13 protein-coding genes are annotated in these 15,015 nt (G+C 72.3%); 8 read left to right on the plus strand and 5 right to left on the minus strand.

Going from position 1 to position 15,015, the window contains the following annotated elements; all coding sequences use genetic code 11:
- Nucleotides 1-25 precede the first annotated feature (25 nt).
- The gene (locus tag ACIBK5_RS42760) at nt 26-2,755 is read right to left on the minus strand and encodes a DEAD/DEAH box helicase (RefSeq protein WP_399028783.1); all 2,730 of its coding nucleotides are present in this window, start codon (nt 2,753-2,755) and stop codon (nt 26-28) included.
- A gap of 481 nt (nt 2,756-3,236) precedes the next feature.
- On the opposite strand from ACIBK5_RS42760, the gene ACIBK5_RS42765 reads away from it, so the two are divergent.
- Complete coding sequence (locus tag ACIBK5_RS42765) at nt 3,237-3,992, plus strand: ferritin-like fold-containing protein (protein ID WP_189723085.1); 756 nt, start codon at nt 3,237-3,239, stop codon at nt 3,990-3,992.
- A 256-nt stretch (nt 3,993-4,248) separates the two neighbouring features.
- Here the strand turns inward: ACIBK5_RS42765 and ACIBK5_RS42770 are convergent, their stop codons facing one another.
- From ACIBK5_RS42770 to ACIBK5_RS42785, 4 genes are all read right to left on the minus strand, one after another.
- The gene (locus tag ACIBK5_RS42770) at nt 4,249-4,521 is read right to left on the minus strand and encodes a hypothetical protein (RefSeq protein ID WP_382490401.1); all 273 of its coding nucleotides are present in this window, start codon (nt 4,519-4,521) and stop codon (nt 4,249-4,251) included.
- Nucleotides 4,522-4,717: 196 nt separating this feature from the next.
- Nucleotides 4,718-4,945: a DUF3107 domain-containing protein gene (locus tag ACIBK5_RS42775; protein WP_189723087.1), complete on the minus strand. Its 228-nt coding sequence runs from the start codon at nt 4,943-4,945 to the stop codon at nt 4,718-4,720.
- Nucleotides 4,946-5,080: 135 nt separating this feature from the next.
- Complete coding sequence (locus tag ACIBK5_RS42780) at nt 5,081-5,722, minus strand: TetR family transcriptional regulator (RefSeq protein ID WP_391110556.1); 642 nt, start codon at nt 5,720-5,722, stop codon at nt 5,081-5,083.
- Nucleotides 5,723-5,929: 207 nt separating this feature from the next.
- On the minus strand, nt 5,930-6,154 hold the full coding sequence (locus tag ACIBK5_RS42785; protein WP_382490405.1) for a hypothetical protein: 225 nt from the start codon (nt 6,152-6,154) through the stop codon (nt 5,930-5,932).
- Between the two features lie 216 nt (nt 6,155-6,370).
- On the opposite strand from ACIBK5_RS42785, the gene ACIBK5_RS42790 reads away from it, so the two are divergent.
- From ACIBK5_RS42790 to ACIBK5_RS42820, 7 genes are all read left to right on the plus strand, one after another.
- The gene (locus ACIBK5_RS42790) at nt 6,371-7,402 is read left to right on the plus strand and encodes an alpha/beta fold hydrolase (RefSeq protein WP_399028787.1); all 1,032 of its coding nucleotides are present in this window, start codon (nt 6,371-6,373) and stop codon (nt 7,400-7,402) included.
- 8 nt (nt 7,403-7,410) lie between these two features.
- On the plus strand, nt 7,411-8,910 hold the full coding sequence (locus ACIBK5_RS42795; RefSeq protein ID WP_399028789.1) for a DUF3152 domain-containing protein: 1,500 nt from the start codon (nt 7,411-7,413) through the stop codon (nt 8,908-8,910).
- Between the two features lie 93 nt (nt 8,911-9,003).
- Nucleotides 9,004-9,096 carry an Ms4533A family Cys-rich leader peptide gene (locus ACIBK5_RS42800; RefSeq protein ID WP_310851085.1) on the plus strand — a complete coding sequence of 31 codons (93 nt, stop codon included), beginning with the start codon at nt 9,004-9,006 and terminating at the stop codon, nt 9,094-9,096.
- 218 nt (nt 9,097-9,314) lie between these two features.
- Nucleotides 9,315-11,033 (plus strand): ABC transporter substrate-binding protein, encoded by a 1,719-nt coding sequence (locus ACIBK5_RS42805; protein WP_399028791.1) that lies wholly within the window; start codon nt 9,315-9,317, stop codon nt 11,031-11,033.
- Between the two features lie 4 nt (nt 11,034-11,037).
- On the plus strand, nt 11,038-12,090 hold the full coding sequence (locus tag ACIBK5_RS42810) for an ABC transporter permease (protein ID WP_399028793.1): 1,053 nt from the start codon (nt 11,038-11,040) through the stop codon (nt 12,088-12,090).
- Nucleotides 12,087-13,085: an ABC transporter permease gene (locus ACIBK5_RS42815; protein WP_399028795.1), complete on the plus strand. Its 999-nt coding sequence runs from the start codon at nt 12,087-12,089 to the stop codon at nt 13,083-13,085. Before ACIBK5_RS42810 ends, ACIBK5_RS42815 begins: the two co-directional genes overlap by 4 nt.
- Nucleotides 13,082-14,791, plus strand: a complete 1,710-nt coding sequence (locus ACIBK5_RS42820; RefSeq protein ID WP_399028797.1) for a dipeptide ABC transporter ATP-binding protein — start codon at nt 13,082-13,084, stop codon at nt 14,789-14,791. The genes ACIBK5_RS42815 and ACIBK5_RS42820 overlap by 4 nt, the downstream gene beginning before the upstream one ends.
- Nucleotides 14,792-15,015: the final 224 nt, after the last annotated feature.

Consider the following 15,015-nt stretch of genomic DNA (forward strand, 5'->3'; position numbering starts at 1 on the left):
TGGGACCGGGCCGTCGGGCGGAGTGTCAGCCCTCCGTGGGCTCCGCGGTGGCCGTGGCCTTGCGGGTGCGGCGGGCCTTGGGCTTCGCCTCGGCCGCGCCTTCGGCGGAGGCCGTGGCGGCAGCAGCGGCCGTCTTCCGGGTACGGCGCGGCTTGGCCTCCACGGCCTCGGGCTCCTGGGCCGTCTGGGCCGGGATCCCGGCGGTGACGGTCTCGACCGCCCCAGCGGCCTCGGCGGCCTTGCGGGTGCGGCGGCGCGGCTTGGCCTCCGCGCCCTCGGCCGTGTCGACGGCTGCCTCGGCCGCCGCGGCGGTCTTGCGCGTACGACGCGGCTTGGCCTCCGCAGCTTCGGCATCCGGAGCCGCGGTGGCCGTCTTCCGCGTGCGGCGCGGCTTCGCCTCGGCCGCCTCGGCCGTGTCGACGCTCGCCTCGGCCTTGGGTGCGGCCTTGCGGGCACGGCGCGGCTTGGCCTCCACGGCCTCGGGCTCCTGAGCCGTCTGGGCCGGGATCCCGGCGGCGACGGTCTCGACCGCCCCAGCGGCCTCGGCGGCCTTGCGGGTGCGGCGGCGCGGCTTGGCCTCCGCGCCCTCCGCCGTGTCGACGGCTGCCTCGGCCGCCGCCGCGGTCTTGCGCGTACGACGCGGCTTGGTCTCCGTGGCCTCGGCCGTGTCGGCGGGGGCCTCGGCCGCTGCGGCGGTCTTCCGCGTGCGACGGGGCTTGGCCTCGGCGGCCTCGGCCACGTCGACGGCGGCTTCGGCCGCTGCCGTCGCCTTGCGCGTACGCCTCGGCTTCACCTCTGCGGCCTCTGCCGTGTCCACGGCGGCTTCCGCCGCTGCCGCGGTCTTCCGCGTACGGCGCGGCTTGGTCTCCGTGGCCTCCGCCGTGTCGGCGGGGGCCTCGGCCTTCGCGGCCGTCTTGCGGGTACGGCGCGGCTTGGTCTCCACCGGCTCCGCGACGGACTCGGTGGTCCCCTCGGCCGTGTCGACCGCCGCCTCGGCCGCTGCCGCCGCCGTGCTCTTGCGGGTGCGGCGACGCGGCTTGCCGGCGGAAGCCTCGGGCTGCGCGGCCACCGGGGCCTCCGCGTCGGCCGCGGACTCCGTGGCCGACGGCGTCACCGCGGCCTCGGTCTCCGCCATCGGCGTCTCCACCGGCGTCACCACCGGCGTCTCCGACCGGCGCGTACGGCGCCGGCGCGGCTTCGCCGCCTCGGGCGTCTCCGCGCTCGTGCCCTCCGCCGTCGCCACGGCGTTCGCCGCCTGCTCGGACGGTGCGGACTCGACGGCCGTGACCGGCGCCGCCTCGGCCTGGGCACCACCGCGGGTGCGGCGGCGACGACGCGGGGTGCGCGGAGCCGTGACGGCGTCCGCCTCGGCGGTGCCGCCGGCGGCCGTGGTGTCCGGAGCGGTGCTACCGGCGGTCTCCGGCGCCCCGCCCAGCGCGGCTCCGCCGCGCGTACGGCGACGGCGTCGCGGCGTGCGCTCGGAACGCTCGCGCTCGGCCGGCCGGGACTCGTCCCGCCCGCCACGGCCATTCCGGCCGCCGCGCCCGCGCGGCCCCCGGCCGCCCGGCTCGCCCAGGTCCTCCAGCTCCTCCGCGTCCAGCCCGGCGCGCTTGCGCTCCGAGCGCGGCAGGATGCCCTTCGTGCCCTCGGGGATGCCGAGGTCGGAGAAGAGGTGCGGGGACGTGGAGTACGTCTCCGGCGGGTCGTTGAAGCCCAGCTCCAGCGCCTTGTTGATCAGCTGCCAGCGCGGGATGTCGTCCCAGTCGACGAGCGTGATCGCCGTTCCCTTCGCGCCCGCTCGGCCCGTACGGCCGATGCGGTGCAGGTACGTTTTCTCCTCTTCCGGCGACTGGTAGTTGATGACGTGGGTCACGCCCTCGACGTCGATGCCGCGGGCGGCGACGTCGGTGCAGACGAGCACGTCCACCTTGCCGTTGCGGAAGGCGCGCAGGGCCTGCTCGCGGGCGCCCTGGCCGAGGTCGCCGTGGACCGCGCCGGAGGCGAAGCCGCGCTGCTTGAGCTGGTCGGCGAGATCCGCCGCCGTCCGCTTCGTCCGGCAGAAGACCATCGCGAGACCGCGGCCGTCGGCCTGCAGGATGCGCGAGACCATCTCGGGCTTGTCCATGTTGTGCGCGCGGTAGATGAACTGCTTGGTGTTCGCGACCGTCGCGCCCGCGTCGTCCGGCGTCGTGGCGCGGATGTGCGTGGGCTGCGACATGTAGCGGCGGGCCAGGCCGATGACCGCGCCCGGCATGGTGGCCGAGAACAGCATCGTCTGGCGCCGCACCGGAAGCATGTTGATGATCTTCTCGACGTCGGGCAGGAAGCCCAGGTCGAGCATCTCGTCGGCCTCGTCGAGGACCAGGCACTTGACGTGCTTCAGGTTCAGCTTCTTCTGCCCGGCGAGGTCGAGCAGCCGGCCCGGGGTGCCGATGACCACGTCGACGCCCTTCTTCAGGGCCTCGACCTGGGGCTCGTAGGCCCGGCCGCCGTAGATCGCCGTCACGCGCACGTTACGGGCCTTGCCGGCCGTCAGGAGGTCGTTGGTCACCTGCTGGCACAGCTCGCGCGTGGGGACGACGACGAGCGCCTGCGGGGTGTCGGTGAGGTCCTCGGGCTTGGCGCGTCCGGCCTCGACATCGGCGGGGACGGTGACGCGCTCGAGGAGCGGGAGGCCGAAGCCCAGCGTCTTGCCGGTGCCGGTCTTGGCCTGGCCGATGACGTCCGTGCCCGAGAGGGCCACGGGGAGCGTCATCTCCTGGATGGGGAAGGGGGTGGTGATGCCGACGGCCTCAAGGGCCTCGGCGGTCTCGGGGAGGATTCCGAGCTCTCGGAACGTCGTAGTCAGGGTGCTGCCTCTTCTGTGTGGGGCGGTGCGAGGCGAGCGCGGGGGTCGTGTACGGACCGTGCCGGGGACGTCGGCGGCCTTGCGGCGGTGCCGTTGGGCACGGGACCACTGTCGACGCTCTAGCGCTCGTACCGCTGAGGGTGTCCCTCCGGGCTCCGTACGCACAGTGCCGTACGGACGCGGAGGTCTGTCGGGTCGGAGCCGATCGGGCCACCGACCGGGCATCCTCATACGTGCGGCCTGTCGAGGTACGTCGAAGTACCAGCAGGCGCATTACCACCATACCCCGGATTCCCGCACATGCGATGGCCGATCTGGTCACGTAGCCGTTGTCACAGTGATTGACCAGGGCCTTACGCCTCCAGGCGGGCGGGCTATTGTGCGCTTCATGACGAGCTCTGACAAGCCTGAGAACGCCTCGGACACCACCGCCACCCCGGCCGAACACACCGGAGTCGCCGCCCGGGACTGGGCGACGGCCTCCGCCGACCCGCAGTACCGCGCCGCTGTCGTGGACCTGCTCGGCGCGCTCGCGTACGGGGAGCTGGCGGCGTTCGAGCGGCTCGCGGAGGACGCCAAGCTGGCGCCGACGCTGGCGGACAAGGCGGAGCTGGCGAAGATGGCGTCGGCCGAGTTCCACCACTTCGAGAGGCTGCGCGACCGGCTCGCCGAGATCGGGGAGGAGCCGACGCGGGCGATGGAGCCGTTCGTCGGCGCCTATGACGGGTTCCACAAGCAGACGGCTCCCTCGGACTGGCTGGAGGGACTCGTCAAGGCGTACGTCGGCGACTCCATCGCCAGCGACTTCTACCGGGAGGTCGCCGCCCGCCTGGACTCCGACTCCCGCGACCTCGTGCTCGCCGTGCTCGACGACACCGGCCACGGCGGCTTCGCCGTGGAGAAGGTGCGGGCCGCCATCGACGCCGATCCGCGCGTGGGCGGGCGGCTCGCGCTGTGGGCGCGGCGGCTGATGGGCGAGGCCCTGTCGCAGTCCCAGCGGGTGGTCGCCGACCGGGACGCGCTGTCGACCATGCTGGTGGGCGGCGTCGCGGACGGCTTCGACCTGGCCGAGGTCGGCAAGATGTTCTCCCGGATCACCGAGGCCCACACCAAGCGGATGGCCGCGCTGGGGCTGGCCGCGTAGCGGTCCGCCAGGGGGGTTCGGCCACATCGCGGCTGTCGGCATGAGCGCGGTGTGTGCTCCCGCGGGCTGCGGGGAGGCTGCGGGCCGCCGGTGGCTGGTCGCGCAGTTCCCCGCGCCCCTTCAGGGCGTTGTCCGTGCCCCTGAGGTGGTGTGTGCTCCCTCGGGCTGTGTGGGAGGCTGCGGGCCGCCGGTGGCTGGTCGCGCAGTTCCCCGCGCCCCTTTCAGGGGCGTTGTCCGCCGTCTCTGGCGGCTCCGGCTACGCCGTGGCTGATCGTCGGCGCAGGTGGCGGCCCGTCGGGCGCAGCAGCAGCGACAGCGAGGCCACCGAGACGATCACCGCGCCGAGCAGGACCAGCAGCAGGTGCCCGGCCTCCAGCGCGCTGTGCATGACGAAGGCTCCGAAGAGAGCTCCGGCGACACCGGTCGACAGGACCAGGGGGCGGGCCGGGAGCCTGTGCGACAGGCGTTGGGTGGCCGCCCAGGCCAGAGCCAGGCCGAGGATCGCGGAGCTCAACGCTTCCAGGAGCATGTCGGGGTCCCTCCCACATGGCCGGCCTGCCCAAATCGGTCGTAGCCCGTCTTACCCCTGACCTGCGGAATCCAATCCCCTTCTGTGCGTGCTCTGTGCTCCATCCGTGGAGGAACCCAGGTGCCCCACGGGGACCCGGAGAACGCGAACGGGGCGGGACGGCCGTTGGCCGTCCCGCCCCGCTGCACTCACGCGCCTACAGCGCGCCGAAGCCCACCTTGCGCGGGGCCGGCTCGCCGATCTCGACGTACGCGAGACGGTCGGCCGGGACCAGGATCTTGCGGCCGTGTTCGTCCACGAGGCTCAGCAGCTGCGACTTTCCGGCCAGTGCCTCGGCCACAACGCGCTCGACCTCCTCGGGACTCTGACCGCTCTCCAGAACGATCTCGCGGGGCGCGTGCTGCACGCCGATCTTGACCTCCACGGCTATGTCCCTCCGACGGTCAGTGATGTGCGCGACCTTCCGCGCCGTACGCAGCACACATTAGCCCGGCGAGGGGACCTTCAGTCCCCGCCCGAGAACGCCACGAGCGAACATCGGGCGGGAACAGAGCGCCCGTCAGTGGTGATCGGTCCCGTGCAGCGGGAAGCCCGCGATGCCGCGCCAGGCCAGCGAGGTCAGCAGCTGCACCGCCTGGTCGCGGGGCACACTGCGGTCGCTGTGCAGCCAGGACCGCGCGACGACCTGGGCCAGGCCGCCCAGGCCCGAGGCGAGCAGCATCGACTCCGCTCGCGACAGGCCGGTGTCCTCGGCGATGACGTCGCAGATCGCCTCCGCGCACTCGTTGGTGACCTTGTCGACGCGCTCGCGCACGGCGGGCTCGTTCGTCAGGTCCGACTCGAAGACCAGGCGGAAGGCACCGCCGTCGTCCTCGACGTACGCGAAGTACGCGTCCATCGTCGCCCGGACGCGCTGCTTGTTGTCCGACGTCGAGGCCAGCGCGTGGCGCACGGCCTGGATGAGCGACTCGCAGTGCTGGTCGAGCAGTGCGAGATAGAGGTCGAGCTTGCCCGGGAAGTGCTGGTAGAGCACCGGCTTGCTGACGCCCGCGCGCTCGGCGATGTCGTCCATCGCCGCCGCGTGATAGCCCTGGGCCACGAAGACCTCCTGGGCGGCTCCCAGGAGCTGGTTCCGTCGGGCACGGCGTGGCAGGCGTGTGCCCCGCGGGCGAACCGCCTCTGTCTGCTCGATGGCTGTCACGCCGCCTCCCATAGTCGTCCACGTGCGGATCTGGCCGCGTCGCCATCGTACTTTTCGGTAACCGTGGTGTGCGCGGTGAGAGCGCAGAATTTCACGGACCGGACGGTCGCGAAAGCGGTTGCGAAGGTTTCAAACAGGGGCAGAGCGGGCAAAATGCAGCCTCTTTCCTGTTCAACAGCGCTGCTTGCCGCCCCCGGTGGGGGAGCGTCACCGGTAGTCGTCCTCGTCGAGGGAGACGACCCGGGCCTGCTCCGCCAGGTCGGCCTCGTTGGCGCGGTCCGGCTCGACACCGGTCAGCGGGTCGTCGCGGTCCGGTGCGAGGTCCGCGTGCTGCTCGGCCGCGTCGACCTCGGGGGCCTCGACGTCGTACTCCTGCGCCTGAGGCGCGTCCTCGGCCTCGAATGTCTCGGGGTCGGTGGGGTCTACGGCCATGCTGGGCTCCCTTCCTACGAACGTCCCTGAGGATGCAGGGGCCACACGCGGGTGCCCTCTGTACGAGCCTAGGAGACACCCGATCCGGACGCTATGCGATCCGCGTCCGGGGTGTGACGCAGTGCGCATCCCCTGAACTGCTCCTGTCCGATTCTTGTGACGGCGAACACAGGCGAACACATGAGCCACTGCGTGATCGTCTCGTAACATTGCCGCATGTCTTCGACCGAGCTGCCGTTCGTGCCGCCCGCCAATGTGCTGCCGAAGGTGGGGGGCGTCAGGGTCGCGGAGGGCGAGCGGCTGAGGTCGGCCGAGCTGCCCGGGGTCACGCTGACGGTGCGCTCGCGACCACCCGCGCGCGAGGGGCTGCCTCCCGCGCTCTATGTGCACGGGCTGGGCGGTTCCTCGCAGAACTGGTCGGCGCTGATGCCGCTGCTGGAGGGGGTCGTCGACAGCGAGGCCGTCGACCTGCCGGGCTTCGGTGACTCCCCGCCGCCGGACGACGGCGACTACTCCGTCACGGGGCACGCGCGTGCGGTCATCCGTTACCTCGACGCCTCCGGGCGCGGTCCCGTCCACCTGTTCGGGAACTCGCTCGGTGGCGCCATCACCACCCGTGTCGCCGCGGTACGGCCCGATCTCGTCCGTACGCTCACGCTCGTGTCGCCTGCCCTGCCGGAAATCCGCGTGCAGCGCTCCGCCGTGCCCACGGGGCTGCTGGCGGTGCCCGGTGTCGCCCTGCTCTTCACCCGTCTCACCCGCGCCTGGACGGCGGAGCAGCGGGTGCGCGGTGTGATGGCGCTGTGTTACGGGGATCCGGGCATGGTGACGCCGGAAGGTTTCCGCAACGCCGTGCAGGAGATGGAGCGGCGGCTTCGGCTGCCGTACTTCTGGGACGCGATGGCGCGGTCCGCGCGCGGGATCGTCAACGCGTACACGCTGGGCGGTCAGCAGGGGCTGTGGCGCCAGGCCGAGCGCGTTCTCGCGCCGACCCTCCTCGTCTACGGTGGCCGTGACCAACTGGTCGGCTTCCGCATGGCCCAGAAGGCGGCCCGGGCCTTTCGCGACTCGCGGCTGGTGACGTTGCCGGACGCGGGGCACGTGGCCATGATGGAGTACCCGGAGACGGTGGCCCTGGCGTTTCGTGAACTCCTCACGGATTCCGGAGAGTTGGGCACGCGGCGCGCAGAGCGGGCCCGGGCCGACGCCGTCGACAGAGAAAGCACCGACGAGAGCATGGGGGGCTGAGGCGCGACGTGGGACGCCACAGCCGCCGCGGGGCCGTCGCCAAGGGCGACACCGCGGACGCGACCGCAGTACGGGACGACCGGGCCGGTGCGGCGCAGGGAGAGAGACCAGGGCAGGGCCAGGCGCCCGACCCGAGCCGGGGAGGCCGGACGGCACCGCCCGGCGCCGGACAGGGCGGCTGGCCGCCACCGGGCGCCGGGCCTCGCCGTACGCCGGGGCCGCGGCCCGCGCCGGGTTCCGGGCCCACGCCGGGCTCCGGCACGCCGCCGTACGGGATGCCGCAGCTGCCGGACGGATGGCGTCCGGACGGTGGTCCGGGGCGCGGCGTTCCGCGCCTGCCCGACGGCACGCCCGCGCACGGCTTCCCCCATGCCCGGGGCGGCCACCCCGAGCAGCGGGAACCCGGCGGCGGCTGGGGTGAGTTGAGGGAGAACGGCCGCGGCGCCGCTCCGATACCGCGGCAGCGGCGGGCGTCCGTGCCCGGGCCTCGGCAGGAGTACGTCGACGCCTTCGGCGAAGGCGACGACGTCTTCGCGCCCCGTACGGCCGCCTCCGCACACGCGGCGGACGCCTACGCCTCCGTCACGGACTGGAACGCGGGTGCTCCGGCCGGCACCCCCTTCGACGGCTACGACCGCGACTTCGACCGTGACCGCGACCGCGACGACGCGGAGCCGACCGGTGTGCCCGCGCCGCCGGTCAAGGGCGGCAAGGGCCGTACCTTCACCGGCATCGCGGCCGCCGCCGTCACCACCGTGCTGGCCGTGGTCGTCGCCGGCCAGGTCGCCGACGACCAGGGCGGTGCCGGGGTGCAGTCGCAGTCCGCCACCGACCAGGCGCGCGACGCCCGGGACCCCGCGCCCCACGGCGGCGGGCAGACCCCCGCCCCGGAATCCGACGCGAAGCCGCTCACGTACGACGAGAAGATGGCCAGGACGTACCCGCTCGGCGCCAAGCTCAAGGGCTCGGGCAAGTTCGACGCCGTCCCCGGAATCGCGAAGGCGCCCGGTCAGGGGCAGAAGCACACCTACCGCGTGGACGTGGAGCAGGGACTCGGGCTGGACGGCGAGCTCTTCGCCGAGGCCGTGCAGAAGACGCTCAACGACCAGCGCAGCTGGGCCCACAACGGAGCGCACACCTTCGAGCGCGTCTACTCCGGCAATCCCGACTTCGTGATCACTCTCGCCAGCCCCGGCACGACCGCCGACTGGTGTGCCAAGTCCGGCCTCGACACCACCGTGGACAACGTCTCCTGCGACTCGGCCGCGACCGAGCGCGTGATGATCAACGCCTACCGGTGGGCGCAGGGTTCGCCGACGTACGGCGACAAGATCCACGCCTACCGGCAGATGCTGATCAACCACGAGGTCGGACACCGCCTCGGCTACAACCACGTCACCTGCGACAAGGACGGCGACCTCGCGCCGGTGATGCAGCAGCAGACCAAGTTCCTCGACCATGACGGCATTCGCTGCCGTCCCAACCCCTGGGCCTACCCCGGGAATTGACGGGCAGCACCGGGGCGGGAATTGACGGGCAGCGCCGGGGCGGGCCCGCGTCGCGCGTTGACATGCGCAGAAAAGTCGTACATATTTCTGCGCATGTCGCCCCGTCCCGCCTCCGTTCGCGCCGCCATCGAGCTGGCGCTCATCGGCGTGACCCCGCTCTGCGTGGCCGACATTCACTGTTGCTGACGCCCGCCACAGGCGCGCGTCGCGAAATCCCATGACCTCCGTGAGCCGGTCACGGCTTCCTCGGTCACGGCTTCTTCTGCCACGGTTGTTTCGGCCATGGCTGTTTCGGCCATGGCTACTTCGACGACCCGGCGCCGGGCAGACGTCTGTCTTCTTTCGTCTCACCCTTCGTCATCTCGTCTCGGGATCCGAGACATCATCGAGAGGTCGTCATTCCGATGCGCCAACCGTCCGTCACAGCGCGCCGCGTGGCCGCGGCATCCGTCAGCCTGGTCCTGGCAGCGGGTGCCGCCGCCTGCGGGCCGAAGGACAACGATGCCAAGGGCGCCGGCGGTGACTCCACGCCCCACAAGGGCGGCACCCTCACGGTCCTGAACGCCACCCCTCAGGAGGACTTCGACCCGGCACGCCTGTACACCTCCGGCGGCGGCAACGTCCCGTCCCTAGTCTTCCGCACGCTCACCACCCGCAACCGCGAGGACGGCGCCGCGGGTACCGAGGTCGTCCCCGACCTCGCCACCGACACCGGGCGACCCAGCAAGGACGCGAAGGTGTGGACGTACACCCTGAAGAAGGGCCTCAAGTACGAGGACGGCACCCCGATCACCTCGGCCGACATCAAGTACGGCATCGAGCGCTCCTTCGCCCCCGAGCTGTCGGGCGGCGCCCCCTACCTGCGGGACTGGCTGGTCGGGGCCGCCGACTACCAGGGCCCCTACAAGGACAAGAAGGGCCTCGACGCGATCGCGACGCCGGACGAGCGGACCATCGTCTTCCACCTGAACAAACCCGAGGGCGAGTTCCCGTACCTGGCGACGCAGACGCAGTTCACGCCCGTCCCGAAGGGCAAGGACACGGGCACGAAGTACGAGGAGCACCCGGTCTCCTCCGGGCCGTACAAGGTCGTGCGGAACGAGAACGACGGTGAGCGGCTGACCCTGGAGCGCAACACCCACTGGTCCGCCTCGACCGACGCCGAACGCAAGGCCTACCCGGACAAGATCGACGTACGCTCCGGGCTCGACTCCTCCGTGATCAACCAGCGGCTGTCCGCGTCCCAGGGAGCGGACGCCGCGGCGGTCACCACGGACACCAACCTCGGCCCGGCCGAGCTGGCCAAGGTCACCGGCGACAAGGAGCTCGCCGCCCGCGTCGGCACCGGGCACTTCGGCTACACCAACTACATCGCGTTCAACCCGGCCATCAAGCCGTTCGACGATGTCAAGGTGCGGCAGGCGATCTCGTACGCTCTCGACCGGTCGTCGGTGGTGAACGCCGCCGGCGGTTCGGCGCTCGCGGAGCCCGCGACCACCTTCCTGCCCGACCAGAAGTCCTTCGGGCACACGCCCTACGACCTGTTCCCGGCGGGGAAGAGCGGTGATCCGCAGAAGGCCAGGGAGCTGCTGAGGGAAGCCGGTCATCCGGACGGGCTCACCGTCACGCTGACGCACTCCAACGCCCAGGACTTCGAGACCAGCCCGGAGATCGCGACCGCCGTCCAGGACGCGCTCAAGAAGGCCGGCATCACGGTCAAGCTCCAGGGGCTGGAGGAGAACGACTACTCCGACAAGATCCACAACGTGAAGACCGAGCCGGGCTTCTTCCTCGCCCACTGGGGTGCCGACTGGCCCTCCGGCGGTCCGTTCCTCGCCCCGATCTTCGACGGTCGGCAGATCGTCAAGGACGGCGCGAACTTCAACACGGGCCAGCTGAACGACAAGTCGGTCAATGCCGAGATTGACGCGATCAACAAGTTGACGGATCTTGACCAGGCCGCCAAGAGGTGGGGCGCGCTGGACAAGAAGATCGGCGAGAAGGCCCTGACCGTCCCGCTGTTCCACCCCGTCTACAAGCGCCTGTACGGCGAGGACGTCAAGAACATCGTGATCAGTAACTGGACCGGTGTGCTGGACATCTCCCAGGTCGCGGTGAAGTAGCGCCGTGAGCGAGGCAGTTCTCGCCGTCGAGGCTCCCGGGGCGTCCGCTCCGGGGGCCTCGGGGGCCCGTCAGTTCTGGCGGCGGCTGCGCACGCAGCGCGCCGCCCTCGTCGCGGCGGCCGTCGTCGCCCTGCTCGTCCTGATCGCGCTCGCCGCGCCCCTGCTCACGGCGCTGGAGGGCCAGGACCCGACCACCTACCACCCCTCCCTGGTCGACTCCGCGCGCGGGGGCGTGCCCATCGGCCCGCTCGGCGGCATCAGCGGTGATCACTGGCTCGGCGTCGAACCGCAGACCGGACGCGACCTGTTCGCCCGGCTGACCTACGGCGCACGCGTGTCGCTGGGCGTCGCCCTGGCGGCCACGGTGGTGCAGGTGCTGCTCGGTGTCGTGCTGGGCGTCGTCGCGGGGCTCGGCAACCGCTGGCTGGATCTCGCCGTCACCCGGATCGCCGACATCTTCCTGTCCGTGCCCCTGATGGTCATCGCGCTGGCCCTGCTCGCCATCGTGCCCACGAGCTTCCCGCGTCCCGTGCTGGTCGCCCTCGTCGTGGGGCTGGTCGCCGGCTGGGGCACGCTGGCCAAGATGGTGCGCGCGCAGACGCTCACCCTCAAGCAGCTCGACCACGTCTCCGCGGCACGGCTCAGCGGCTGGGGCGCCGCGCGGATCGCCCGCCGCGAACTGCTGCCGGGCCTCGCGGCGCCCGTCATCACGTACTCGGCGCTGCTCATCCCGCAGAACATCACCGTCGAGGCGGCGCTGTCCTTCCTCGGCGTGGGCGTGAAGCCGCCGACGCCGTCCTGGGGGCAGATGCTCACCGCGGCCGACGTCTGGTACCAGGCGGCACCGCAGTACCTGCTGCTGCCCGCGGGCGCGCTGTTCGTGACCGTGCTGGCCCTGACCGTCCTCGGCGACGATGTGCGCACCGCCCTCGACCCGCGCGCGGCCTCACGGCTGAGCATCGGGACAGGACGGAAGCGGGAGGCCAAGGCGGCCAGGGGAGAGGCCAAGGCGGCCAGGGGAGAGGCCAAGGCGGCCAAGGGCGGAGGTGCGGCATGAGCGGCTTCGGTGGTTTCGTGCTGCGCCGTCTGCTGGGCGCCCTGGTCACCCTCTTCGCCCTCTCCGTGATCATCTACGTCGTCTTCTACGCCACGCCCGGCAACGTCGCCCAGATCACCTGCGGCCCGCGCTGCTCACCGGAACAGGTCCACCAGGTCGCCCAGCAGCTGAGGCTCGACGACCCGTTGTACGTGCGGTACTGGCACTTCCTGTCGGGCCTCGTCGCCGGCCAGGACTTCTCGACCGGTACCTCCGTGCAGCACTGCCCGGCGCCCTGCCTCGGCCTGTCGTACCGGAGCGACCAGCCGGTCACGGACCTGATCCTGGCGAAGCTGCCGGTCACCGGCTCGCTCGCGCTCGGCGCCATGGTGCTGTGGCTGGTCATCGGCATCGGCACCGGCGTGCTGTCGGTGTGGCGACGCGGCCGGCTCACGGAGCGGCTGCTGACCGGCCTCACGCTGGTCGGCACGGCCACGCCCGTCTTCGTCATCGGCCTGGTCCTGATGATCGTCGTCTGCGGACAGCTGCAACTGCTGCCGTTCCCGCAGTACGTCCCCCTCACCGACGACCCCGAGCAGTGGGCCTGGAACCTGCTGCTGCCCTGGCTGTCGCTCGCGCTGATCGAGTCGGCCACCTACGCCCGGCTGACCCGGGCCGCGATGCTGGAGACCCTCGCCGAGGACCATGTACGGACCTTCCGCGCGTACGGCATCGGGGAGCGGGCCATCATCGGGCGGCACGCCCTGCGCGGCGCGGTGGCACCGCTCATCGCCGTGAACGCCAACAACCTCGGGGTGCTCTTCGGCGGTGCCGTCCTCACCGAGACGCTCTTCGGGCTGCCCGGCATCGGACAGGCGCTGGTGGGCGCGGTGCGGGTCGTCGACCTGCCGGTGGTCGTCGGGATGGTCCTGGTGACCGGTTTCTTCGTTGTTCTGGCCAACGCTGTCGCGGACGTGCTGTACGCGGTGGCCGACCGACGGGTGGTGCTGACATGAGCCTGGCCGACATGACCGGCCTGAGCCTGGTCGACGTGACGGACCTGAGCGTGGACTTCGGCGACCTGCGTGCCGTCGACGGACTCTCCTTCCGCCTGGAACAGGGCGCCGCCCTGGCCCTGGTCGGCGAGTCCGGCTCCGGCAAGTCCACCGTGGCGGCCGCCCTGCTCGGCCTGCACCGCGGCACGGGAGCGCGGGTCGGGGGCTCGGTCGAGGTGGCCGGCACCGATGTACAGCGGGCCTCCGACGAGGAGTTGCGGCGGCTGCGCGGCGGCCGGGCCGCGATGGTGTTCCAGGATCCGCTGTCCTCCCTCGACCCGTACTACGCGATCGGTGACCAGATCGCCGAGGTGTACCGCGCCCACGCGCGCGTGTCCCGGCGGGCGGCACGCGCGCGTGCCGTCGGTGTACTGGACCGGGTGGGCATCCCGGACGCGGCCCGGCGGTCGCGTTCCCGGCCGCACGAGTTCAGCGGCGGGATGCGCCAGCGCGCCCTGATCGCCATGGCGCTCGCGTGCGAACCCCGTCTGCTGATCGCCGACGAGCCGACGACCGCCCTCGACGTCACCGTCCAGGCCCAGATCCTCGATCTGCTGCACACGTTGCGCGAGGAGACCGGCATGGGCCTGCTGCTCGTCACCCACGACGTGGGCGTCGCCGCCGAGAGCGTCGACGAGGTGCTGGTGATGCGGCACGGGCGGGCGGTCGAGGACGGCCCGGTGTCGGGAGTGCTGGGCGCGCCGGCCCAGCCGTACACCCGGGAACTGCTGGCCGCGGTGCCACGGCTGGACGCGCCCCGGAAGGCCTCCCCGGCGCCCCGGAAGGCCTCCCCGGCGCACGGAGAGGCCGAGCAGGCCGGGGAGGTCGGGGTGGCCGAGCAGGCCGGGCAGGCCGGGCAGGCCGGGCAGGCTGAGGAGGTCGTGCTGGAGGCGAGCGGCCTGAGGCGCGTGTTCGGGCGCGGGAAGCGGGCGTTCACGGCCGTGGACGATGTGTCGCTGACCCTGCGGCGCGGTGAGACGCTCGGCATCGTGGGCGAGAGCGGCAGCGGGAAGACGACTCTGGGGCGCATGCTCGTAGGGCTGCTGGAGCCGACGGCCGGATCGCTGAGGTTCGAGGGCCGCGCCCACACCGGGGTGAACCCGGCTGTGCAGATGGTCTTCCAGGATCCCGTCTCCTCCCTCAACCCCCGCCGCAGCGTGGGCGAGTCCATCGCCGATCCGCTCCGCGCCCGCGGCGAGTCCGCGCAGGGGCGCATCCGGGAGCGCGTGGCGGAACTGCTGGAGCGCGTGGGGCTCGAAGCGGCGCACCACGACCGCTACCCGCACGAGTTCAGCGGCGGCCAGCGCCAGCGCGTCGGGATCGCGCGGGCGCTCGCGGCCGACCCGCGCGTCATCGTCTGCGACGAGCCGGTCTCGGCCCTCGACGTCACCACCCAGGCGCATGTGGTCGACCTGCTGGGGGAGTTGCGGCGCGAACTCGGACTCGCACTGGTCTTCATCGCGCACGACCTGGCCGTCGTACGCCAGGTCAGCGACCGGGTCGCGGTGATGCGGAAGGGCGGAATCGTCGAGGAAGGGCCCGTCGCCGAGGTGTACGGGGCGCCACGAGAGCCCTACACCAGGCAGCTGCTGGCCGCCGTACCGGCGCTCGACCCGGAGGCCGCCGCGCGACGCCGGGCGGAGCGACGGGAGTTGGCCGCGGTATGACGATCCGTGTCCGCTTGATCTCCTAGCGCGACGGAACGCGACCCGCACGGGAAAGTTACGACCGTTCACCCCTTTTGGTGGGGGGGGGGGGGGCCCCCCCGCCCCCCCCCCCCCCCACCCCCCCACACACCCCCCCCCCGCCCCCCCCCCCCCCCCCCCCCCCCCCCCAAAAAAACCCCCCCCCCCCCCCCCACAACCCCCCCCACCCCCCCCACACGCCCCCC

This window comes from Streptomyces sp. NPDC050546, from assembly GCF_044457425.1.
In the GTDB taxonomy this organism is placed as follows: Bacteria; Actinomycetota; Actinomycetes; order Streptomycetales; family Streptomycetaceae; genus Streptomyces.

Coding starts and splice junctions, on each gene's coding strand:
- ACIBK5_RS42790 (WP_399028787.1), top strand. CDS start 6,371: ATGTCTTCGACCGAGCTGCCGTTCGTGCCGCCCGCCAATGTGCTGCCG.
- ACIBK5_RS42770 (WP_382490401.1), bottom strand. CDS start 4,521: ATGCTCCTGGAAGCGTTGAGCTCCGCGATCCTCGGCCTGGCTCTGGCC.
- ACIBK5_RS42765 (WP_189723085.1), top strand. CDS start 3,237: ATGACGAGCTCTGACAAGCCTGAGAACGCCTCGGACACCACCGCCACC.
- ACIBK5_RS42820 (WP_399028797.1), top strand. CDS start 13,082: ATGAGCCTGGCCGACATGACCGGCCTGAGCCTGGTCGACGTGACGGAC.
- ACIBK5_RS42760 (WP_399028783.1), bottom strand. CDS start 2,755: ATGACGCTCCCCGTGGCCCTCTCGGGCACGGACGTCATCGGCCAGGCC.
- ACIBK5_RS42815 (WP_399028795.1), top strand. CDS start 12,087: ATGAGCGGCTTCGGTGGTTTCGTGCTGCGCCGTCTGCTGGGCGCCCTG.
- ACIBK5_RS42785 (WP_382490405.1), bottom strand. CDS start 6,154: ATGGCCGTAGACCCCACCGACCCCGAGACATTCGAGGCCGAGGACGCG.
- ACIBK5_RS42800 (WP_310851085.1), top strand. CDS start 9,004: ATGTCGCCCCGTCCCGCCTCCGTTCGCGCCGCCATCGAGCTGGCGCTC.
- ACIBK5_RS42805 (WP_399028791.1), top strand. CDS start 9,315: ATGCGCCAACCGTCCGTCACAGCGCGCCGCGTGGCCGCGGCATCCGTC.